20 protein-coding genes and 1 pseudogene are annotated in these 22,818 nt (G+C 52.6%); 15 read left to right on the plus strand and 6 right to left on the minus strand.

Annotation, left to right across the window (positions count from 1 at the left end):
- The 5 genes from PGR91_RS13170 to PGR91_RS13190 all read left to right on the plus strand — a co-directional run.
- Nucleotides 1-1,053: DNA cytosine methyltransferase (locus tag PGR91_RS13170; RefSeq protein ID WP_270399384.1), on the plus strand; the 1,053-nt coding region annotated here is incomplete at its 5' end.
- Complete coding sequence (locus tag PGR91_RS13175; protein WP_259336750.1) at nt 1,022-1,903, plus strand: DNA adenine methylase; 882 nt, start codon at nt 1,022-1,024, stop codon at nt 1,901-1,903. The genes PGR91_RS13170 and PGR91_RS13175, both read left to right, overlap by 32 nt.
- Nucleotides 1,904-1,930: 27 nt before the next feature.
- Entirely contained in the window at nt 1,931-2,221 is a 291-nt protein-coding gene (locus tag PGR91_RS13180) for a hypothetical protein (RefSeq protein ID WP_118657280.1), read from the plus strand.
- Nucleotides 2,222-2,339: 118 nt separating this feature from the next.
- The gene (locus tag PGR91_RS13185; RefSeq protein ID WP_147387428.1) at nt 2,340-2,774 is read left to right on the plus strand and encodes a hypothetical protein; all 435 of its coding nucleotides are present in this window, start codon (nt 2,340-2,342) and stop codon (nt 2,772-2,774) included.
- A 407-nt stretch (nt 2,775-3,181) separates the two neighbouring features.
- Nucleotides 3,182-3,541: a hypothetical protein gene (locus tag PGR91_RS13190; RefSeq protein WP_147387429.1), complete on the plus strand. Its 360-nt coding sequence runs from the start codon at nt 3,182-3,184 to the stop codon at nt 3,539-3,541.
- 35 nt (nt 3,542-3,576) lie between these two features.
- Here PGR91_RS13190 and PGR91_RS13195 read toward each other — a convergent pair whose 3' ends face one another.
- The 6 genes from PGR91_RS13195 to PGR91_RS13220 all read right to left on the minus strand — a co-directional run bounded on the left by PGR91_RS13195 (nt 3,577) and on the right by PGR91_RS13220 (nt 9,681).
- Nucleotides 3,577-4,014, minus strand: a complete 438-nt coding sequence (locus PGR91_RS13195) for a hypothetical protein (RefSeq protein ID WP_118657283.1) — start codon at nt 4,012-4,014, stop codon at nt 3,577-3,579.
- Nucleotides 4,015-4,021: 7 nt separating this feature from the next.
- A complete protein-coding gene (locus PGR91_RS13200; protein WP_182424274.1) occupies nt 4,022-4,558 on the minus strand; it encodes a phage virion morphogenesis protein in 537 nt (178 codons plus the stop codon).
- Between the two features lie 140 nt (nt 4,559-4,698).
- Nucleotides 4,699-7,224 carry a phage portal protein family protein gene (locus PGR91_RS13205; protein WP_118657285.1) on the minus strand — a complete coding sequence of 842 codons (2,526 nt, stop codon included), beginning with the start codon at nt 7,222-7,224 and terminating at the stop codon, nt 4,699-4,701.
- Nucleotides 7,225-7,293: 69 nt separating this feature from the next.
- A complete protein-coding gene (locus PGR91_RS13210; RefSeq protein ID WP_055206048.1) occupies nt 7,294-7,704 on the minus strand; it encodes a phage protein Gp36 family protein in 411 nt (136 codons plus the stop codon).
- 1 nt (nt 7,705) lies between these two features.
- Nucleotides 7,706-9,232: a hypothetical protein gene (locus PGR91_RS13215; protein WP_055206050.1), complete on the minus strand. Its 1,527-nt coding sequence runs from the start codon at nt 9,230-9,232 to the stop codon at nt 7,706-7,708.
- Complete coding sequence (locus PGR91_RS13220) at nt 9,229-9,681, minus strand: YfeC-like transcriptional regulator (protein ID WP_118657286.1); 453 nt, start codon at nt 9,679-9,681, stop codon at nt 9,229-9,231. Before PGR91_RS13220 ends, PGR91_RS13215 begins: the two co-directional genes overlap by 4 nt.
- 118 nt (nt 9,682-9,799) lie before the next feature.
- On the opposite strand from PGR91_RS13220, the gene PGR91_RS13225 reads away from it, so the two are divergent.
- The 10 genes and pseudogenes from PGR91_RS13225 to PGR91_RS13270 all read left to right on the plus strand — a co-directional run.
- Nucleotides 9,800-10,924 (plus strand): Clp protease ClpP, encoded by a 1,125-nt coding sequence (locus PGR91_RS13225; protein WP_118657287.1) that lies wholly within the window; start codon nt 9,800-9,802, stop codon nt 10,922-10,924.
- Between the two features lie 6 nt (nt 10,925-10,930).
- On the plus strand, nt 10,931-11,971 hold the full coding sequence (locus tag PGR91_RS13230; protein WP_070103360.1) for a carbohydrate-binding protein: 1,041 nt from the start codon (nt 10,931-10,933) through the stop codon (nt 11,969-11,971).
- A 284-nt stretch (nt 11,972-12,255) separates the two neighbouring features.
- Entirely contained in the window at nt 12,256-12,672 is a 417-nt protein-coding gene (locus PGR91_RS13235) for a structural protein P5 (RefSeq protein WP_118657288.1), read from the plus strand.
- Complete coding sequence (locus tag PGR91_RS13240) at nt 12,669-13,163, plus strand: hypothetical protein (RefSeq protein WP_055206059.1); 495 nt, start codon at nt 12,669-12,671, stop codon at nt 13,161-13,163. The genes PGR91_RS13235 and PGR91_RS13240 overlap by 4 nt, the downstream gene beginning before the upstream one ends.
- A 2-nt stretch (nt 13,164-13,165) precedes the next feature.
- A complete protein-coding gene (locus PGR91_RS13245) occupies nt 13,166-13,693 on the plus strand; it encodes a hypothetical protein (protein WP_055206061.1) in 528 nt (175 codons plus the stop codon).
- An 11-nt stretch (nt 13,694-13,704) separates the two neighbouring features.
- Nucleotides 13,705-14,193: a hypothetical protein gene (locus PGR91_RS13250; protein ID WP_055206063.1), complete on the plus strand. Its 489-nt coding sequence runs from the start codon at nt 13,705-13,707 to the stop codon at nt 14,191-14,193.
- 23 nt (nt 14,194-14,216) lie between these two features.
- On the plus strand, nt 14,217-14,417 hold the full coding sequence (locus PGR91_RS13255; protein WP_118657289.1) for a hypothetical protein: 201 nt from the start codon (nt 14,217-14,219) through the stop codon (nt 14,415-14,417).
- On the plus strand, nt 14,402-18,607 hold the full coding sequence (locus PGR91_RS13260) for a hypothetical protein (protein WP_147387430.1): 4,206 nt from the start codon (nt 14,402-14,404) through the stop codon (nt 18,605-18,607). The genes PGR91_RS13255 and PGR91_RS13260 overlap by 16 nt, the downstream gene beginning before the upstream one ends.
- Nucleotides 18,608-18,609: 2 nt before the next feature.
- Complete coding sequence (locus PGR91_RS13265; RefSeq protein WP_118657291.1) at nt 18,610-19,392, plus strand: hypothetical protein; 783 nt, start codon at nt 18,610-18,612, stop codon at nt 19,390-19,392.
- Nucleotides 19,389-22,818 (plus strand): annotated as a pseudogene (locus PGR91_RS13270) (hypothetical protein); the annotation flags it as partial. The gene PGR91_RS13265 and the pseudogene PGR91_RS13270, both read left to right, overlap by 4 nt.

Below are 22,818 nucleotides of genomic sequence, written 5' to 3' on the forward strand. Positions count from 1 at the left end.
CTTGCGGCTCGTTGGGCCGGATGGGATAATCTGTTCAACTGTGAAATAGACCTTTTTTGTAGAACCGTTTTGAAATATCATTTTCCGGATGCAGAGCAATATGGAGACATCAAAACAACAGACTTTGCCGTTTGGCGAGATCGAATCGATGTGCTGTCGGGCGGATTCCCCTGTCAACCGTTCAGCCAGGCGGGGAAAAGAAAAGGCACGAAAGACGACCGCTACCTCTGGCCCGAAATGCTCGGAGTTATTCGATCTGTTCGACCCCGTTGGGTCGTGGGGGAGAACGTTCTCGGAATTGTTAATTGGTCGAAAGGATTGGTTTTCGAACAGGTGTGTTCTGACCTGGAAGCGGAAGGATACGAGGTGCAACCGTTCGTTATACCAGCTTGTGGCGTCAATGCCCCGCACCGGCGGTATAGAACATGGTTTGTCGCAAGGTTTATGGAAAACTCCGGTAGCCTCGGATGCTGCGGACAGGAATTTTTACGTCAACAGCCGGGGAGAACCGCAACTGTCGGCACAAGCGCAATTAGGATTCCCCGCGAGCGGAAAGCAATGGAAGGGAATGTTGCCCACCGTTCAGACGCAAGGCTTGAAGGTGTGCGACGGAAATGGCAAAACACAGTTTTATCCGGTGGAATTACTTCCGACACCCAGTGCTGCAGAGGCTACCAATTACACCAGGATATACAATCCGGCCAGTCAAATGGGAAGGAGTTTGACAGCGTTAGCGGTAAACGGAATGTTGCCGACACCAACTGCAAGAGACTTCAAAGGTGCAAGAACAAAAGAAGCGTTGGAGAAATCAGGACGGAGCAACAAAAACAATTTGCCGGATCAATTTGCCCGCACTGGCAAGACTTCCCGACTCAATCCCCGGTTTGTAGCCGAAATGATGGGCTTTCCTACGGACTGGACGGAATTACCTTCCCGAAATGGCGAAAAGAATCGATCAAAGCCTACGGCAATGCGATAGTGCCGCAGGTGGCGTATCGGATATTCGAAACGATTAATGAATATGAAAAGATGTTTACAAATGAGCGGCAATAAATCTAAAATAATAGCTTTCAATTATTTCGGAGGTAAATTTACCTGGATCGAATATTTGTATCGGTATTTCCCTGAAGGTTTCACGCATTTAGTAGATCTGTTCGCCGGCAGTATGGTCGTGTCGATCAATTATCCGGGCAAGGTGATTAAAACGGCCAACGAAATCAACTCCGATATTACTAACTTTTTCGAAGTGTTGCGTAACCATGAAGACGATCTGATCCGTTTGTTATTGCTTACGCCATGCTCGCTGCAGGAATACGACAACTGCTGGGAATATTCCGATGATAATATTGAACAGGCCCGCAGATTTTATGTAAGGGTGAGACAGTCGTTTTTCGGTTTGGGCTGTCAGCGTCAAAATAAAGGCTGGCACATGGCGAAAAAGAAAGTTCTCGTTCAGGGCGGCGAAACCGTTTCCTGTTGGAATAATGCGATCGAGAAGTTGCACGAAGTCGCGGAGGTCTTGCGATCGGGGTTTCAGATTACGAATTTTGACTATACTGATTGCATAGACAAAATAGACTTTCCTAAGGCATTTTTTTATTGCGATCCGCCTTATCCGGTAGAAAGTCGAGGGGGTAAAAGTAAAGGCAAGGATTACAAATTCGATTTTACCGATGACGATCACCGACAATTAGCCGCCCGTCTCCATCGGATCGAAGGTAAGGCGATGATTAGCGGCTACGATTGTAACCTGATGAATGAATTGTACGGAGATTGGCACAAAGTGAAATTTCCGATTAAACGCAACAATATCCGCAGCAATATAGTGAACGGTAGCGGAACTATCATGCAGGAAACGATTTGGATGAATTATGTTCCGATTAATTATCAAAAATTATTCTAACCGCCTCCGGGCATAATAAATTGACACATGAAAAAACAACTTCATAAATGCATAAGTGAATTGCACCGGATACTGGAAAATTATCCAGACCTTCCTTTTGAACAACAAGACGGGATCGTAGAGTTACGCGCCTGGTATGGATACGATGTCTTTAAAAATGTCGATCAGGATTATGTCGAGTATGAATTGTGCAAAAAAATAGCCCGTAAGATGATCGATGAAGGAATTGTGGAGTTCAAAAGTCAAACGGTATATGAACCCGGTGCGGTTATACAAAGTGTTTCAGCTACGGTAAAAGTCTTTAAACCTGAAAAATAAATATACCATATACCGAAATAAGCTACTCGCAAAACTCCACATCCTATTAAAAGAGACAGGGGCGGAGGCCCATAAAAAGGACATCTACGCCGGCTACGGAGTGGATAGCGCTAAGGAAATGTCCGACGATCAAATCGTCGACCTGATCGGCCGACTCGATGCGTCGACGCAAAATCATTCGACAATGGAAAGATCTCACCCGATACAGCAGAGGCACGAAGCGGCGAACGGCCAAATACGCTCCCTTCGCAGCGATGTATTGTTTGTGCTCACAGCCAACCCCGACGCTCAGAGTCCTCGACGCCGGGGCCTCGGCATCCCGAACGACTGGCAGATCCTGAACCCGTTCATCCATCGTCACGCCGGGAAGCTTCTCTACGAAATGACAGATAGCGAATTGCGGTCGTTCAAAACAAAACTTTGCGCGATGCGGCAGACCGGATGGCGATATAAAGGCGGCGACATAAAACGGGATGATCCGGATCGGCATTCAGTGCCGCCAGTGTCGGTCTGGGTCGGCATTCCGGCGGAAGACATCGGCCCGGTTAATTAAAAAAGCCGTCAGCGAAATAATCACCAACGGCTCGGTTGTTCTGGCGGAACAAGACAAAGTTAGTGATTTTTCAATGGCATACAATAAAAAGGGATATTTTTTGCGAGCGAAAGCCATAAAACGCATAGCGGCAGAGCACTACGAACCTGGTCGACAGGATCGCTGCTACAAGTGGGTTTGGAAGCGACACATCAGGCCCGTGTACGGCATCTGCTACAACACCTTTTTAAAGTATCTCAAATGTGTTGAGCCGGGCGCGGAAGACGGAGGAACACAACTCCGGTTGTTCGATTAGGGGCCCCTACTACGGGGCCTCTAAGTTTGACATGAAAAACCACCGAAACCCTTCCTTTATTAAGAAATAATGACTACATTTGGATGTTATTATATTATTAATCAATAAAATTATGATGAACAAACTATTACTTTGCGCTATGCTCATTCTTGCCGCCGGGTGTTCGAAAGACGATGAGCCGACAAATCAAAACGATCAATTAGTCGGCACTGTCTGGCATCAGGATATTAACGAATACCGGGCTTATACTTTTTATTTCGCCATCAATGGAAAATGTACCGAGTCATGGAAAACCTCGGTCGGCAGCGGAACGCTTGACTTGCAAAGAACATTTGAATACAAGGCTCCGAATATCACCATCATAAGCCCGTCGGGTAGTGTCGTGTATTCCGGGACTGTGGACGGTAATAAAATGAAATTAAAAGCAAGCGACCCCGAAAAAGGAGAACTTTTACTAACGAAAGTAAGATAAAATAATTAGCCCGCCGTTCAGTCCGGCGGGCTTTTTTATTCTGCATAGTCTTCCTGTGTCGTCTCGAACTCGATCCGGTAAACCTTCAACCCGTCGGCACGCTGCTCCGGAATGACGCTTTTACGGGACAGGATGCTGAAAAAATCCATCCCCCACCCTTGAAGGGCGCAATATACTTTGTCCGGCAATTGCATTTTTTCGAGGGCTTTTTGTTTCCACTGCTTCGGCGTGACGCTGGACGTCTCGTCTATCCACGCCTCGAACGCCACGCGAACCGTAACGGTTACTTCGCATTGTTGCACCTTCGCACTCTGGTCTTCGCATTTGTTAAAACGAACATCGACCAGCGCGCACGGAAAGTCTACCGGAGGAGGCGTCCGCCCTTCCAATTGTCCGCTCTCTAAATCGATGTATAACAGTTCCGGCACTTTTGCCGTAAGGCGTTCTTCGACCGCCGAATAAATCTCCGTCATATTTTCTTTATTTAAATGGTTGTTTTACCAGGCTGTTCAGCCGGACGATTATCTTATCGTTCAGTATCGGCGAGTACCCCATGTATTGTCGTTTGGGGATTTTTATCGTAAGTTTCTTAGCTCTGGCCATCGCAGCCCACTTTCCCGTTTTCGAAATGTCGGGACTCTTGCCGGATGGGTTCTCTTTATGTTCCATCGCCCAAAAGAACCGACGCTGCCTGACCGTCGGGATCTGGATGATCGTCCCTCCCTCATTGTGTATCCTGGCATATTGGACGCGCGGCGATCCGGCTCCGATCCGCACCTCGCGGCTGCTGACCAGCGTCGGACGAATCGTGTTCATCAGCGATCCGCTACGCACCATCAGCGATCCTCCGGAACCCGGCCGTTTAGCTTCAGGCCAGGGTACGCCGTCCCAATCCTTTTTTCGAAAACGCTCCTTATAGTATTCGGTCGCCGTCTCTGCGATCACCTGGGGGGCCGCCTGTTTTATATTCGCCGCCATGCGGTCGATTTTTTGCCGAATCTCTTCGAAAGTTGCCATTTGTATGGAATTTTCATATATTTGCCATAAGTGAACGTGTACGGGTGTAATCGAATCGGTCAGCCCTCGCGGGTGATGGGGACTGTAAAGACTGGATGACCAGCGTATCCGTTTATTAGCCCGCAAGTATGGAAGCCTCCTTAACCGGAGGCTTTCTTCGTATATACCAGCAATCCCCGCCGGTGTTTCGTGATAACCTCTTTTTTCATCCGTAACGGGAACCACGTCCGGACGGTATTTAGTTCTCCATCCGAAATTCGGCAGCATACGACGACTACCTCGTCCCGGTAGTATTTAATCAGCGTGTAATTATCATACGGCTTTCCGGCCCGTTCGTTATTAATCCATACTTCATCGGGATTTTTGAGTATCTGTGACAGGCAGTCGAGATATTCCACCCTGGAGCGGTGCGATCCGGTCGTATGCCGGTCGAAATTAACTTTCTCGATCACGACCTGTCGGTCGTTTCTATCCATGAGCGTTACCTTTCCCTGCCACTGACGCGAATCGAACCATTCGCCGGCCGTCCCTGTGAATCGGGGAACATGCTGCGTAGCGGCCGCCTTACCTTTACTGACTGCCGGCAGCCCGAAATCCGAAGCTCCCAGACGGTCGAGGTATTTAGCCGCCTTGCCGGGGAACTTCCTGATGTAAAACTGATTTTCATCGAACACCTGCGGCAACACTGCCCGGTTCACACCGAATCCTTGCGCCTTCGCGTTTTTATATTCCGCAGTCTCGAAATATTCGTCCACCCTCCGCCGCATGGCCGCTATGTCTATCCCGGCTACCTCATGCTGCATACGGGGCACTACGTAGCACCGGCAGTTCCATCCGTTGGGAGGATATATCTTTTTCCAGCGGACATCGTTTGCCGGCAGAATCACCCCGTCGAGCTTTCGATGCTCTTCGCGCACATGGTCGTCTCCTGCGGTGCGGTATTCCCAATACGGGAACAATTCAATCTGTCCCATCAGGCGGTTATAGGTCGCCGTACTTTCGGCGATCAGCCCGGCCGTGTTGTATTCGGTCTGCGCCCATGCTTTATTGAATACTTCGGTTACTTGTCGCGCCTTCTCCATAAACTCGGCCGAGCTCTTGCTGTCGCGGAACAACTGATTCAGTTTCTGCAACTCGGCCAGCGTTTTGGCAGCGGAAAAGTGGTATAAATTCGTCTCCATCGCCGTTTGCGCTACGGCATTTCGGTGTCCGTAGTCGAAGCCGTCGTTTCGGGGCCGCCCGGCAAATCCGCGCCCAAGAGCCGCGACGAGCTCCCCCGCAATCCTACCGAACAGCTCGGCGTCAAAATAGGCCGCTTCGCCCCGCGCGACCCGTTTGATCAGGCGCGTATAGAAGTCGTCAGCCGGATCATCGGCCGGGTTCGTGAGGTGATTGCCATCGGACGCCCCCGTGTAGGGGGCTCCGGCGAAAAAACGGAACAATCGGGCAAAAAAAGCGTGGTTCGCGGCATCGGCGTCCTCGTCAGGATCGTCCGGGATCTCTTCTTCCGGAATCACCGGCGCAGACTGTCGAAGATGCACCACCTCTTCATTTTCGTCGGGTTTGGGAATGCCGAAGGTCTCGTAGATATAGTCCGCCGGTATAGGAACCATGCCGACCGCATCCTTCACCAGCGACATGCGTTCGAGCATCGTTACCGTTTCGCCGGCGTCCGGGAATGCGAAATACCCGCCGGAGACCGGATATCCCCGGTTTTCGAGGATGGGAAGCAGTTTACGGTTGAGCACGCGCTGCACGAATCGCCGGTCGGCTTTGTGCTTGCTTTCAAGCACCTCCATGTGTACCTCGCCTTGCGCCCTCGACGATCCGTCGAGCGTCGTCATCGTCTGGCCCAATATGCCGATCAGGATCTCCTGAATGCAGGCCATGCGCAGCCGGTCATAGATCGCCCCGTCCCCGGAACTTTTATTGTCTTTGTACTCGATATCGCTTTCTTTAGGAATCACCGTCCTCCGTAGCGATCCGGACTGCTCCAATGCGCGAATCAATTCCTGCCGTGTCGCTTCGTCATAGTTATTGTATTTGGCAACCTGGAACGGCATACCGAATATTTCAGCATACTCTGCCCAGTCGCCGAACCCGCCGCGCTTGTAAATCACATACGGCGCGGCTTTCAGGATAAGTCCCAGGTCGTTATTCTTCCCCACCTCGATAAACGAATCGTTATCCAAGTACGACGGGCCTCCATCGTCCGACTCGTTCAATGCGATCTGTTTGGTCGCTGGCCTGATGTGCTTACGAGGAATGGAATTAAAAGAGAATCCGTCGGAGAAGTCGAATTCGAGCAAGCTGATTCCCCAGAATTTGGCCTGCATGATCTCGATCAGCATGTCTTCGAATTCGGGCGTATCCATCAGGTCGTCGATCTCCGCGACCGCTTCGCCGTTTTGGGACTTGAACACCAGTTCGGCATTGGTGATCGCTTCGATCCGTTTGTCGATAGCGTCCGACAGGATCGGGTCGAGCATCAGGTCTTCGTACAGGTTGTACAGCGCTTTCCGCTTTCCCCGATCGGCCGCTTTCAAAGCGCTGCGCCAGGTATCGATATCGGCAGTGTTTCGGGGGACGGGCTGTATGGTGATGTTGTTTATCACCAAATTCTGGGATTGTTGTTTCGGGGCGCTATTTTTACGTTTTACGGTCATGGTGGGTCTATGTGTTAAATTCGAAGTCAGATTTGAAATTAAAGGCGATTAAAGGGCGATTAAACGACTTTAGAAGTGCTGCGCCCGCTTGGGATTGGACGAATAGTACACGAGTCCGCCCTGCGTTTCCGCATCTTCGGTCTTCGGCAGGTCTGGGGACACGTCGCCGCGCTGCACCGCTTTAAGCCATTCAACGGCGCGATCGTAGCGTTTCTCGCGCCGGTCGTAATGAATGCCCGGCGAGGTCAGGTTAATCAGGTGGTACGTGGCGATATCTTTTATGAATATCAGCAGCAGATCGTTGCGTTCGGCCCCTTCCGCCCGGAAGATCCGCTCCGTGTCGAACCGGCCGAGATAACCTTTCGCTTCAGCGACCGCGCCGTCGATGGCGGCGGCTATGATCGTATCGTCGCCTCGTGTAATGAGATCCTGCAATTCGTTGCGCAGGTGGCTCTGTAAATCCTCTTTAGTCAGAAACATATCAGTATCTTTTTGTGTTTCGCGGGCGCGGAATGCTGGTGATCCGCGAGTTCCGTGACGTTATTTTTTCCCGGATAATGAATACGCCTCCCTCGGTGGCGTCGACGCCGTCGCACGGAGCCGAAAGTTTTGGATTCACGGCCTTGAATTGCTCTTCAAGCCGTTTCATGTGGGGATTGCCGCGCTCATCCTCGTTGAATACCAATCCGCCCGTTCGCACGAGCGGTTCGAGCGTGCCTTCTATGCGGGAGAATTTGTCGCCTTTTTTTCGATCGTCAGGCGTTACGCAAAGGGCATTTCCGTCGCGGCGTCCGCGCTCGGCGAACTTCGGCATGAATACCTGTTCGTAAAAAGGGGTTTGGAGGCTGTTGTTTTCGATATACCAATACACAGGGGCCTGTCCTCCGACATACGCTTTCAGATCGTAAAACCACTGGATAAAGGTGTCGGTGGTGGCGTTGTCGACAAAACAGTTCAGCACATAATAACGGCCTTCGCAGAAGCCCATCAGGATGACGGCCTTCGTGCAACTGCCTTTCTTGTCCTTGTTCGACGTGGCGGGGTCGGCGTAGGCTACCAGGAACGGAAATTTTCGCAGTGCGGGACAACGATCCCAGCGAATTTCCTTAAAAGTCTTCCCTTCCTGGATAGGGTTGTTGAAATACTCCCCTTGCTGGGCTTTAAGCGAGATCTTGCTTAGGGCGCGGTCGATGTCTTCCTCGCTGTTTTTGCTCGGCCACACAGAGCGGCCGAACTCGTCCCGGATGTTAATAACGTCGGCGTGGTCGGCCATTTCGATGGCTCGCAGCATACAACAGTTCTCGGCGATAATGTTTCCGCAAAAGATCACCAGCAGCGGCGTGGAGATCGACCGCGTAGCATAAAGCGCCCTTTCGAGCCAGTCCCATTTCTTATTCACGATATCCGGGTTCAGGCAGTCGGCGTCCGTATCGAAGTCGTCGATCAGCAGTACGTCCGGCCGCATCTCTTCGTTGCGCGATCCGCGCGGCGACTGCCCGGCTCCGACGGCCCGAAATGCGGCCCCTATGCGCAGACGGAACTCCCCCGACTCCCAATTGCCGGGCATCTTCTGTTCTCCGTAATCGTTTATCAGCCGTTCGTTGCATTCGAAAAACGCCCGGTACGGAGCCAGCAGCCGCTCGGCATTATCCTGACTGTTCGATGTGAGGATGGCATTGCGCTTACGACGGGTCATAATCAAGTAGCACACCTCCATCATCGTGCGGGCGCTCTTGGCTAATTCACGCGCCCAGGCCCGCGCTTCGTACCACTCCGGATGCGCAACGACGCGCCGGGTGGCCTCGCATTGGAAAGGCGCGGGTTCGGCGGTGTAAAACTTCTTGAAATAGTATTTAAACCACTTTTCGGGATCGGCTTCCAGGCGGCGAATACGGCGCAGTTTATCGGCCTGACTTTCGAAAGGGTCGACTTCCAACCCGGCATTAAAACTTCGTAAGAAATCGTACCAGAATTGATACGCCTGTTTATCGGTCACCTGTGCTGTCATCGCATCGACTCTTTAATGAAAGCATCGTACAACGGCAGGAAACGGATTGCCGCTTCGGAATCGATTTGCCGCAACCACACGAGGAATTGCTTTCCGATTTCAACTTTCTGCGCGATCCCCGTTTCCGTCTCCAGTTTCTTGATCGCATTGGTCAGTTTGACAATGGTGTCGGCCTCGCGGCTGGATATGTAGCGTTTGGTCTCGTCTTCGCGGCTGTTAACGGCCTGCCGCAAGGCCGATATCTGATTATACAACCAAGCCAACTGGCTTTCTTTCGAGGTCAGTAGCGAGACCTTCAGATCCTCCCACCTTTCCTCCCTGATCCATTTGCCGATGGTCTGCGGCGTCGATCCGACCCGCGCGGCGATCTCTTTATTCGTGATGGCGTCTTCGGTTAGGTAGAGCTTCTTTGCGAACTCTTTCTGCTGGCTCCGGGATAACTCTTTCATGTCCTTTTTTCTGCAAAAGTGAGCCGTTTTAACCCCGTGTAAAAAAATAGTTTAAACCATTGTTACACAATTTTATAACTACTGATTTTCGCCCGAATATTGCCGAAAAAACAAGGCAATGACTCAAACGTATATCGACGCGATAAATCCCCAGAGTCAGGTAGCAGAAATGCACCTGTACGGCTCTATCGGCAATAAGATCGACGGCGACTTATTCGCCAGGGAACTGGCTTCATTGGATAGGCAATGCAACCAGGTCAACATCCGGGGTAACTGCCCCGGCGGAGACGTGCTTCAGGGCATGAGCATCGTATCGGCGATACTGTCGATGGTCACGCCCGTGCACGTCTATGTCGACGGCATCATGGCCAGTATGGGGGCCGTGATCGCCGTGTGCGCCGATCGCGTCATCATGCAGGACTTTGCCAAGCTGATGATTCACGATCCCTTCTTCTCCGACAACGGCGCTATGACGGCGAAGCAGCGCAAAATGCTCGATAAGATCCGCGATATGCTGCTCGGCGTATTGATGCGCCGAGGCAAAAATGAAGAGGAGATCTCGCGCCTGATGACCGAAGAAACCTGGTTCTCCGCAAAGGAAGCCCGCGAGATGAACCTGTGTGATGAAATTCTCGCTTCCAACCGCGCCGAATCCTTCCTAAGACTAACCCCTCAGCAGATCATCACACAGATCAGCGCAGAATATCAACCACAAAATCAAAATGTTATGAATCTCACCAATGAAGCGGCCGAATTACTGAAACTCAAGGCCGAAGCTACCGAGGCGGAGGTATCCGCCGCCGTCGTCGCCCTGCATGGCCGGGTTGCGACCCAAACCAAACGGGCCGACGACGCCGAACAGCGGGCGAAAGCGGCTGAAAACGAACTGTCCGAAATCCGTAAGGCCCAGGCCGAGGAACGGAAGAAGGAGGCCGAAACTCTGGTCGCCACCGCAATCAAAGATGGGCGCATCAACGCTGCAGCCAAAGAGTCCTACCTGGCCCTGTTCGAAAAAGACCACGAAGCGGCGAAAACGGCTCTCGCGTCTATCCCCCGCCGGACGAATATCGCCAATCAGATCGGCGGCAAAGACGCCGCTCCGGAGCGGCAGGCGAAGCTCGAAGCCATGAGCTGGGAACAGCTCGATAAAGGCGGCTTCCTGGCCGACCTGAAAGCAAACAACCGCGACCTGTACGACCGGAAGTTCGAGGAACGGTTCCATCGCAAACCTTCAAAACAGTAATAAAAAATGGCAGTAGAAAGAGAAATTTGGGAAGGCGACATCGTCGAGAAGTTGTATGCCGAGAATCCCCACCTGAGCCTGTGCGTCAACGCAGACCAGTATGTTTTAGCCGGGAAAGTAGTGCACATCCCGCAAGCCGGCGCAGCCCCCGATGTGGTAAAGAACCGTTCGTCGCTGCCGGCGGCCGTGAAAAAGCGTACCGACACGGACATTACTTATCCGCTGGACGAATACACATCCGATCCGGTGCACATCTCCAACGCCGAAACTATCGAACCGAGCTACGACAAACGTATGAGCGTTATGGCGGACACGCACATGGCGCTGAATGAAACGGTCGGCGTAGTGACGATCCGCAACTGGGCTCCGAGCGGTTCGGCCCGTATTATCCGCACGTCGGGCGAAGCCGTCGCAGCCCACATGCCCGGTGCGACCGGTATGCGTAAAAAGTTTCTCAAGGCCGAACTGAAAAAGGCCCAAAAGCAGATGAACAAGGATAACATCCCTACGTCGGATCGCTATGCCATGTTCGACGCCGATATGATGGATCAATTGACCGACAGCCTGACCGATTCCGAGTACAGGGATTTTTCCCGCGCTTACGACGAAAAAAACGGCGTGGTCGGTAAACTCTTCGGCTTTACTATTCTTTCGCGCAGTTATGTGCTGGGATATAACGGTTCCGCAGCAATCGAGCCGGGCGGCGAGGGTAATTCTCCCGACTGTGCCGCCGTGCTGTGCTGGCATAAAAATTCCGTCGAAAACGCTCTGGGGCAGGTGAAGTTCTTCGAGGACGAAGGCAACCCGCAATACTACGGGGATATCTATTCCGCTCTCGTGCGTATGGGCGGCCGCATCCGCCGCGAAGACCAAAAAGGCGTCGTTGCCATCGTGCAGGATCTCGTTACCGAAGCGTGGAAGACCGGCGAGGAGTACAAGGCTGACGCTTTCGTAACCAACGACGGCAAGACCTATGTCTGCGTAGAGGATCATACGGCTTCGGCCGCATTCGCTACGGACGCCGCGAAATGGGAGGAGATCGTATAGCATGGAAACCTGGATAACCGCTCTTGTCGCTCCGGCGACCCTGTTGATACTTACCTGGATAACCAACCGCACGGGCCGGCGCATCGACGAGACCCAGAAGCTCGTAACGCTTTTGCAGCAGGAGATCGGCCGGTTGAATATCAAGATCGAAAAGTTGGAAACAAAGGTCGAGACTCGCGACGAGGCGTTGGAGCGCAAGAGCATAATTATCCAGGAGGCTTTCAGATGCCGGACGCCTTCCAGCAAATGTCCGGTACTTATAAAACAATCACAATTAAACGATTATGCACAAAACAGCACGGGGACTGCGCAACCGCAATCCGGGCAACATTCGCCACAATGCGACCCGCTATCTGGGGGAGATTGCGGGGACGGATAAGTCCTTCAAGACCTTTTCCGCAATGCCCTGGGGATATAGAGCCATGTTCGTGGCGCTGTATACCTACCAACGGCGATACGGGCTGAATACGATCACCGGGTTGATCCGGCGGTGGGCCCCCTCCAACGAAAACGATACCGAAGCGTACATCGCAGCGGTATCCCGCGACAGCGGAATTCAGCCTACGACCTGGATCAACACCCAGCACCGGGATACGATGATCCCGATCGTAGCGGCGATGAGCCGCGTGGAAAACGGAGTGTCGGCCGATATATCCGAAGTCGAGGCCGGCTGGGAATTATTCGAAAAACATAAACCATGAAAAAGCTGATTGCCATCATTTTGTCGCTATTATTTATAGTTGGATGCTCCAGATCTGTAATCCCGGTAAAATCGGAAACGGATCGCCGAAAGACCGAACGGATCATCGACACCGTGACAAAAGTCGTTCCCGACAGCGCCTTGATCCGCGCTCTTTTGGAATGCGACAGTCTGGGACAGGTGCATATCCGCGACCTGTACACCGAAAACGGGCGATTGGTAAAACTCAATATGGAATTACGGGACAATCTGCTGCGACTACGGGCCCAAGGGGAATCACAGGAGCGGGTGCGGGAAGTAATCCGCACCGATACGATCTACGAATATATCGAAGTTCCTGTGGTCGTCAAAGATCCGGTCGTCGAATACCGGCTCCGGTGGTGGCAGAAGTGGCTCTTATGGATAGGAGTGTTCTATCTGGTTCGTATCGGAGTCAAAGTCTTTCTGAACTGGAAGCAAATCACATTTAAAAACCTTTTAAAAATCTTTTGACCATGATTAAAAAAGCGATAGGACTGAATGAAGAAGGTATCCTGCTGGCCGATATGACCGAGGACGGCGCAATTCCCGCCGAAGACAAATTCAAAGCCCTGGGGAAAACCTACAAAGACACGGCCACCCTCGAAACCGAAGAAGGTGAAACGGTTGCCTGTGAGTGTGAAGAGGACGACGACCCCGAAGACGAAATCTATATTCCCGGCGGCACGACGCTGAAATATTCGACGTCCGATCTCGACCCGGAAAGTTGCTATAAAGCCCTCGGTGGCGAATTGTCGGTCGATAAAAAGACTTGGGGCGCTCCGGATAGTTTTCGTCCGAAAGAGGTGTTTGTAAAATATACCACCAAATCCGGACTTCAGGTGACAATCAACCGGGCTAAGATGTACACCCGTATCAACTGGGCCATCAAAAAGAACGGTTACGGACTACTGGAACATACTCTCAAAGTACTGAAACCGAAAGCGGCAGGAGTAAAGAAGATGCAAGTGGTCGATACATCAATTACTGAATCCGAAGGCTAACCCTGCGAATTATGAACGAGCAGCACATTCAAATTCAGGCTGCCGATACGATCTTACGCAAAGGAGTGCGGGTTCCGGTTCTGGCCCCGCCTCTTTTGTTTCGGATCTTCGGCAAACGCCGCATGAGCATTACCTTGCGACAGCCTTCGTTCAACGGCCTACTGATTATCAGTCGCCTGGTCGTTGAAATGGGGCTCTCTCCGGATGAATTCAAAGACCTGACCACCGCCGAATGCTATAAGCTGATCGACCGGCACGGCGAAAAGGTGGCGCAGATAATCGCCGTCTCCGTCCTCCGCTGGCCGCCTCTTATTTGGGGATACAAACGGTTCGCCCGTTGGATGGGATGGCGCATCGAGCCGGCGCTGCTCGCCTATGCCCTGCATTTGGTGTTGACCCTGAACGACGCAGGGGATTTCATAAGTTCTATCAGATCGGTAACGGAGCGGCTTCCGAACCTTCTGAGTCCGAGGAATCAGGGGAGCATCGGGGACGAGTAGTCGGCCTCCATAGCCCCTGGGGTATGTTATACCAGCTTAGAAAAGACCTGCACCTGTCCCGGTGGGAGGTCGCCTGGGGAGAATCGTGGATCAATATCGCCATGATGCTGGACGACGCTCCGCATTATGTTTCCCGCTCCGATCACGCCCGGCCCGCCGAAGAGATGAGCGACGATGACTTGAAAAAATTCGCAAATGAACTGAACCGATGTCAGAAGAGATAGACATTCGCTTTTTACTGAACTCCCCCGAGGTGGAACGGGAATCCAAGCGTACCCAGGATGCCATCACGGGTATTGAGAAGACGGCCAGGTCGACAAGTAAGACCATATCGTCGTCATTCTCCGAGGCTTCGATCCCTGTCGAAGACCTTACCGAGAACCTCCGTATCCAGAAGCGGGTACTCAAGGAGCTTGAAGCTCAGTACAAAAAGGAGGCGAAAAAGGTATCCGGGATGGCTCCCGGCGCAGCAAAGGTGGAGGCGGAAAGACAGTTGGCCGTTTCAAAACAGGAGATCGAAGACGAGAAAAAAGCCCTTGTGGAACTCGAAGCGATTCAGAGCCGGTATAAACAGTCCGCCGAGTCGATGCGGACGAAGATCCGCAAATTGAAGGAGGAGATGTCGGGCATGGTCGAGGGTACGGACGAATACTACCGAAAAATGCGCGAGTTGGGGACCCTTCAGGATCGATACGGCGACATTTCCAAGCAAGGACAGATCTTCGCCGACGACCAGAAGAACATCCGTGCAACGACCGAAGCGATCCAGGGACTTTCCGGAGTCATGTCCGCAGGAACCGGCGTAGCGACGCTGTTCGGAGCCAGCCAGGAAAATCTCGCCAAAATCCAGGCTCGGCTCCAGGCAGTGATGGCTATCTCTATCGGCGTGAACCAGGTGGCCCAGGTGGTCAACAAAGATAGCTACTTTACGCATATCGCCCTGGCTAAAGCCAAAGACATGGTGACGGCGTCGACTACGCGCCTGAGCGTCGCGCTGGGTATTTCGAACGCGGCGGCGAAAACCCTGATGGCAACTCTAACCCTCGGCCTTTCGCTCGCCATTGCAGGCCTGGTCGTTCTGATTAACCGGATGAACAAATCGAAGGCCGAAGCGATGGCTAAAGACGCCGAACTGCACAATCAGGTGGTGAAGACCCGCATCGAGATCGCGCAGGAGTCGGCCGAAATCGACAAACAGTTCCGGGCCCTCGAAAAAGCGAAGGCGGGTACGAAAGCTTACGAAGCGGCGAAGAACAAGATCCTCACCGGCTACGGGAAATACTTGCAGGGCCTGTCGACCGAAATACGTACTCTTCAAGACGTTGAAGGCGCATATAATGCCGTGAAGAAAGCGGCTATTGACAGCGCCAATGCCCGTGCCCGCACCGCATTCGTTTCCGAAGCCTCGCAAAAGGCTAACGAGAAGATGGCGGCGGCGATGGGTTCGATCCGTGAGGAGATCGTGAAATCGTATGACAAAGAGTTTCTGGAGAAATTTCCCGATCAAATCACGTCGATCATGGCCGAGATTACGGATGCGCTTATGCAACCCGACAGAAATTCACGGCAGAAGTTCATCGACGCAGGAGCTATTCTCGAAGATTACGGCTTTGGGAAAATGGCGATTCAACGCGTGTTGCGAGGATGGGATCTTCTGACGACAGACGTTAAAAGCAGCTATGTGCAAGACTTCCATTTAGCCCTGGAGGAGTTAAACGGCATCGAAGAAGTGGCCGAACGCGTGTTCAAGACGACCACGCCGAGCAACGAAGAGATCGCTAAAAACAAAGCTTACTGGACAGAGCAGCGCGATAACGCGCAGGCTGCGCTCGACGCCATGAACGAAACCAAAAAAGGGACGGACGAATGGAACGAGCAATACAAAAAACTCGCTCTTGCCAACCAAAAACTCAAATTATGGGACTTCGCAGCCGACCCGTCGAAATTACAGTCCAAACTCAGCCAGACGGCATTACAGGCACAGATAGAACTCGAAAACGCCAGAGCCGGAGTTATGAGGGACGGGAAGGAAAAGCGACTCGCGCTGGCCGAAAGCGAATACCGGCAGCGTCTTGCTGTCATAGACAAAGAGGAAACGGATCTTAAAGCACAATACAAAGCCCAGGGGAAAACTATATCGCAGGAAGAGAAAGATTCCTTTGCAGCCCGCCGGCAGATCGCCGATACCGAACGTGCGAATAAACGGTTCGACGCTGAGTACGACTACTACAAACAGACCAAAACGCTGTACGATGAACTGGCCGATGTATTCCTGACCGATGAGCAGCGCAAAACCAAAGCGATCCGCGACCGGTTCGACGAAATGCGAAACCGAGTAAACGATAGCGTACTGTACGACGGCATGGACGAGGGTACGGCCGGCAAGCTCTACGCGCGAATAGACCAGGCGCAGCAACAGTCCGAGTTAGACGAAGCGCTCAAGCAGTTCAAGACCTATCAGACTCAGGTCGAAGAGACGGTACGCGACCACAATGACCGGATCGTCCGCCTCCGTGCGGCCGGCTACGAGGCTGAGGCCCAGGAAGGGGAACGCCAGCGCGACAGGGCTTTACGCCAACTCTCCGAGGCCATGCTTCAGGAAAGCGACTTGTGGGTTCGTCTTTTCGGCGATCCGGCGACTAAAACGGTCGCTCAGATCAAAACCCTGATCGACGAGACCCGGAACCTTTACGACTTTCTTCAGGGGAAAGAGGGCGCAATGAAGCCTATTGGATTTACTGACCAGCAGTTGGAAGACTTGAAAAAAAGCCCGGAAGCGCTCAAGGCCATCCAGGATGCGATCAGGAAATTGAAACAGGAAATCGGACAGAAAAGCCCGTTCGACCAGTTCGCAAACGAAGTTAAAACGGGCGTCGACCTGATAAAAAAGGCATTCGGCGCAGATGGGAAAGGGATAAAGGATGTGTCCGGAGGAGTGACTATGATTAACGACGCTTTCAAGGCATTTTCTCCGACACTCGAAGAATTCGGTAAAGACCTGTCGAACATCTTCGGAGACGAAGTGGGCGAGGCCATCCAACAGGCCGTCCAGTTAGGCCAGGCCGTAGGCGACGCCGGTTCGGGTATCGCAAAAATCGTTTCCGGAGACGTTGTCGGCGGAATAATGAGCGTCGTTAAGGGGATCGGTTCCGTTTTCACGATGGGCCGCGAAGCGGAAAAGCGTCATCAACAGGCGCTCAAGAATATCGCTGACGCTCGCCTCGCCCAGCAACGCGAATATAACCTTTTATTGCTCGAACAAAACCTTTTATACGAAGAAGGAAAAAACGCTTTCGGCACGAACGAACTCGGCCGGGCCACTAATGCCCTGTGGTTATACAGGCAGGCGATAGCCGATTACAAAAAAGAGTTAAAAGGTGAAGCCCCGACGCAGGGATTGTTCGAAAAACTAATCGGCAAGTACAGCAAAAGCTATCAAAACAAGCTCGACGCTTATAATAAAGGATACGGGGCCCTCGCAGACGCGAAGATCGTCACCGGGCACAAGAAGACCGGATTATTCGGATGGGGAAAGGGAAAAGACGTGTACAGCAGTATCCTCGAAGTGTACCCGAAACTGGTCGACAGCACGGGCCGCCTGGACGTTGCTCTGGCTCAGTCTATCCTGAACACCCAGAAAATGGACGACAGCACCCGAAACCTGGTGCAGTCGCTTATCGACTTACAAGAACAGGCCGACGCCGCACGCGAGGAGTTGAACGCTTACATACAGGAAACCTATGGCGATCTGGGCGACGGCATTATGGAAGCGCTCGTCGGCGGCGTCCGCTCCGGCACGGACGCATGGCTGGAATTCGGGAAAACCGGGGCAAGCGTGTTGGAAGATCTCGGCAGGCAGGCAGCCTACTCGCTATACCTGAAAAACGACTTCGACAAGCTGCAAAAGGACTTAGAAGCCGTTTACGGAAGCGATAAAAGCGAGAAGCAGATCGCTTACGACGCAATGGACGTCGTCGATAAGTTTTATGACACGGTCAGCGGGAAAATGGATCAGGCGGAAGACTGGCTAAAGTATTGGCAGCAGCGGGCAAAGGACAGAGGATTCGATCTATGGGCCGAAGACCAGAGCGCGAAAAAGGAAGGCTCGTCCGGTCAGCTTCAGGCGCAGATGACCGAAGGGACTGCATCGCAACTCGTCGGCCTTTGGAACATGACCGCGCTGGATATTCGAGCCCTAAAAGAGATTATATCCAATAGGGAGCCTGTTCTGGGGAAAATCCAATTAGACGTGCACCAAATCCTGGTGACGACCATTTTGATCGAACAGCACACCCGCGCCACTTCCGAAAACACAAAGGCTACGGTAAATGAATTAAAACAGGGATTTCAGCAGATGAGCCGAATGTTGGATGAAATCGCCGCGAACACGAAAGCAAACGGCAGCAGAAGATAACTATGTACACGCTTGACGGAACCGATATCAGAAATTTCGGCGCGGTCGCGGCCCGTAAAGGGGAGCGTATCGCCCTGGAAGGCGTGTTCTCTTTTCCCAAGAGGAAAGGAACTACCGAACGCAACTGGCTCACCCAGATCGAACCTTTCGTCGATGCGGAAGACCTGGAATTCGACGGACGCGCCATGACGCTGAACGTGTGGCTTAGGGGGGATTCATGGGTTCAATACAACGACCGTTTAACAGCGTTTAAAAATGCCTGTATCGCCTGCCGAACACTCGCTACGGAATATGCGTCATTCCCTGTCGTACTCAAGGACTCGGTGGAAGTGGAAGAGTATATCGGCCACAACCGGGCCTTCGTATCGGCTACTTTTTGGCAGGAAACCGTACAGTTTCCCGCACTGACAGCGCAGTCTTCCGGCGGCGACGGTTATCGGATCGACGAGTTCAACCTGCTTACAGACTTCGGGATCAGAGTTTATAAACGGCAAGACAATAACGATGTGGGGAAACGTATCGAAACCGATACGACCGAACCTTACACCCTTACGCAATACCGAGACAAAGGTACTGCCACCTTTAAATGTTACCTACGCGGCGAATCCTTTGCCGATATATATGCCAAGATGACCCGGTTTCATGCTCTGTGCGCCTCTTCGGGACTCAGGACGCTCCATCTTCCGGATGGAGCCGAGCTGTCGGGTTATGTGAAAGACGGATTTACGGCCAAAGCCGAACACCGTACAAAAGTCTCTTTTGATTTTAAACTACGATTAATATGATAACCGTATTTAGAAATACCGACGCAACAGAGGATGTCGTTTGCACCGTCTCCGATGATAATGCCACGTACTCGGCAGCTTTGATGGGTAAAGACGAGATTGTGGTCGACGTCGTCACTCAGGCCGTATTGCCGGTATCCGTACTCGACTATATACGCTACGGCGGATACGCCTACACGCTTAACCGGCAGCCAGAGTTTACGAAAGAGGCCGATGTGAAGTATCGCTATAACCTGGTTTTCGAAGGAGCTATCTATAACCTGCTCGATAAGGGCTTCGAGCACCCGATTACCAAGCAGACACGATTCACGTTGACTGGGACGCTGCGCGATTTCGTACAGCTTGCGGTGGATAATGCCAACCTGACCGATTCGGGCTGGAGCGTGGGCGACGTACCGGATACCCCGCGTAAAAACATCGTATTCGAAAGTATGACGGTGGGTGACGTACTGGATAAACTGGCAACCGAGTTCTCAGTCGAATACCACAGCCTCGGCAAAAGGATCAGTTTTTATGACCGCTATGAAAATATCACCCAAATTGTTTTCAAGCAGGGCATGGGAAACGGCCTTTTCACTCTAACCCGGCGTAACGTAGACTCCGAAAACACCGTCACGCGGGCCATACTGTATGGCGGCACGAAAAACCTGCCACTGGGCTACCGCAACGGATCGGAGTACCTGCGCTGGGCCGACCCCGCTACCGGAAATATGTACGTCGAGAATTTCAGCGACTATCCGAAAGTCGTAGAACGTGACGTCTATTTCGACGATGTGTATCCGCACTTCGAGGGCGGGCTGGACGGAGTACGGGGCGACCATCACGAAATAGTCCGCTGTGCGGCCATCGACTTCGATGTGAACGACTATATGATCGGGGACGTAAAGGCGAAGATTAACTTTATAACCGGAGACCTGACAGGGAATGACTTCGAATTCAACTATAACCATGCGACCCATGAGGTAACGCTAATCCGCAAAGAGGACGATACCGTCCTGCCGGACGCCGAGGGCAACCGGCCCTTAATTCCTAACGACAATAAACGCCCGCAAATCGGCGATCAGATCAATTTTACCGACATTACCATGCCGCAGGCGTATGTTACCCGTTTTGAAAACCAACTACACGACAAGGGGGTCGAATGGCTGGCGATCAACTCTCAATTGCGGGTGAAGTTCGAGTTATCCATCGACCACCGTTACCTACGGCGCGAGGGAATCTCGCTCAAAATCGGCGACGTCGTGCGGATTCAGGTTCCCGAAGACGGCATAGACCGCCAGTTGCGTATCATATCCCTGGAAAAACGGCTGAAGGACGGCTCCATCACCTGTGAAGTATCCAACTTCCTGCGGCATAGCTGGGAAAAAGAGGTGGAAGGCAAATTGATGGCCGCCCGCGATAAAGCCGAAATTATTCGCTCTGAAGTATTGTACGATCTGAATGCGTCGAAGGAATGGACGGCGCGTCACTTCGCGCGTTTAGCAGGGGGAAACCGACTTTCAGGAGACCAGGATATTGAAGGAAACGTCAAAGTCACAAAGGATATATCCGGAGACAATATTCATGCGGAAAAGGACATTTCCGCCGGTCGGAAAATATCTGCCCAAGCTGGTGAAATCGTTGACATAACCTCCGAAAACATCGAGACCGCAATCCTAAAAGTTCTCGATAAGATCATTGCTAAAGACCAAACGCTGTCCGGGAAGATCTCGTCGGCCGACTTTCTGTCCGGGCTGTTGGGCTACGGCTGGCGGATCGACAGCGCAGGCCGCGCCGAAATGCGCTCGCTGACCCTCTATGAATCGTTGGATGTGCCCAAACTGCGTTACAACCGGGTTCAGGTCATCGGTTCCGAAATGTGGGTGACAGAAGGCGGCGCGATATCGGACGTACAGTCTTCCGGCAGTCAGTGCGTCGTCACGCTGAAGCTGGAAGAAGGCGACTTGAACCCGTTCCGCCCGGCCGACATCCTGAAAGGGATTTACCATACCGGCACGGGATTCCAGACGGTCATGCTGCGCGTCGACGCGGTGTCCGACGACGGTGCGATGACCGTCACCCCGAGGTATCCGCAACTACTTCCGCAGAAGTTTATGGACGTCGCCCGCATCGGCAACTTCACCGACAAAGAGCGCCAACGCAGTATCCTGATCTCGTCGAAAGAGGGCCGTATCCTGATTCTGGGGGACGTCGACGGCTGGGACGTCCAGCCCCGGATGGTCAAGATGATTTTCGGGGACACGTCCGGATTCATCCACCCCGAATTCGGCGATATGTCGGGTTATAACGCTTTTCTGGAAAACATCCTGATGACCGGCCGGATCTACCAGAAGTCCGCCGACGGACAAACGTTGAAACCCGTGCCGGTCAACAAAGGGGCATGGGAACCGGGTTCTTACTATTATTACGACGAAGTGACCCGTAACGGCTGCCTATGGCTGTGCACGGCCGATTCGACCACGGCGGAGCCGGCCGAAGGATCGCCGGACTGGATCAAACGGGTGGATAAAGGGGCCGATGGAGCAAAAGGCGACAAGGGGGATAAGGGCGACAAAGGCGATCCCGGAAAAGACGGTATCCAGGGAACCCCCGGCGCAATTCTTCGTTCCCGCGGCGTATGGAAGCCGTCGGAAGTGTATATCCGGTCTGCCGAGTTTATCGATTGGGTCGTATATGGGCCGCAGAAATACCGCTATGTGGTCAAATCCGGCGTCGCTACCGTTCCTGCCGGTATTCTACCCACGAACACCGCCTACTGGACGGCCTTCAACGAAATGGAACCGGTGGCCGCGCCGATGTTCCTCGGTGAAACGGCCTCTTTCGATGTGGTCGGATCGCAGGCGATCCGTGTGCTGGAGGATGATTCGTCCGAATACGGGTGGATGCTGACCGGCGGGAAGATCTTGCATACCCGGACGGGGCTTGCGCTGAATGCGAGCGGGAAAATCGAAGCCCCCGACGGATTGGCTATCGAAATGTCCGGAAAAAGTTTGGAGGAATGGACGCAGCAGAAAGCCGACGCCGCGAAGCAGGCCGCCATCGACGCCGCCGCTGCGGATGCGGCCGATAAGGTGAATGCCGTACGGATCGGCGGAGTGAATATTCTGAACGGCACAAAAAATTTTTCCGATCATTGGAGCGGAGAAGGGCAAATTCTGTCTGAACAATATTTAGGTCTAAACGTCGTATATTGCAAAGTTCCGACTTCCGCCGATTATGCAGAAGTTCGCCAGCAGGTGAATGTACCGTTCACGCCATCGGAAGAATATACTCTTAGTTTTTGGGCCAAAGGGGAGGGCTATGTCCACACCTACTGCCATCCTGTAATTAGTCAAAGAATTATAGCTACCAACGGAGATGCCTCCGTCGGTTCCGCTGTCGATACTCGTATGAGGTATGTTCTGACTTCGGAATGGAAGCGTTTTT

The sequence above is a fragment of the Candidatus Alistipes pullistercoris genome (assembly GCF_027665465.1).
In the GTDB taxonomy this organism is placed as follows: Bacteria; Bacteroidota; Bacteroidia; order Bacteroidales; family Rikenellaceae; genus Alistipes_A; species Alistipes_A hominis.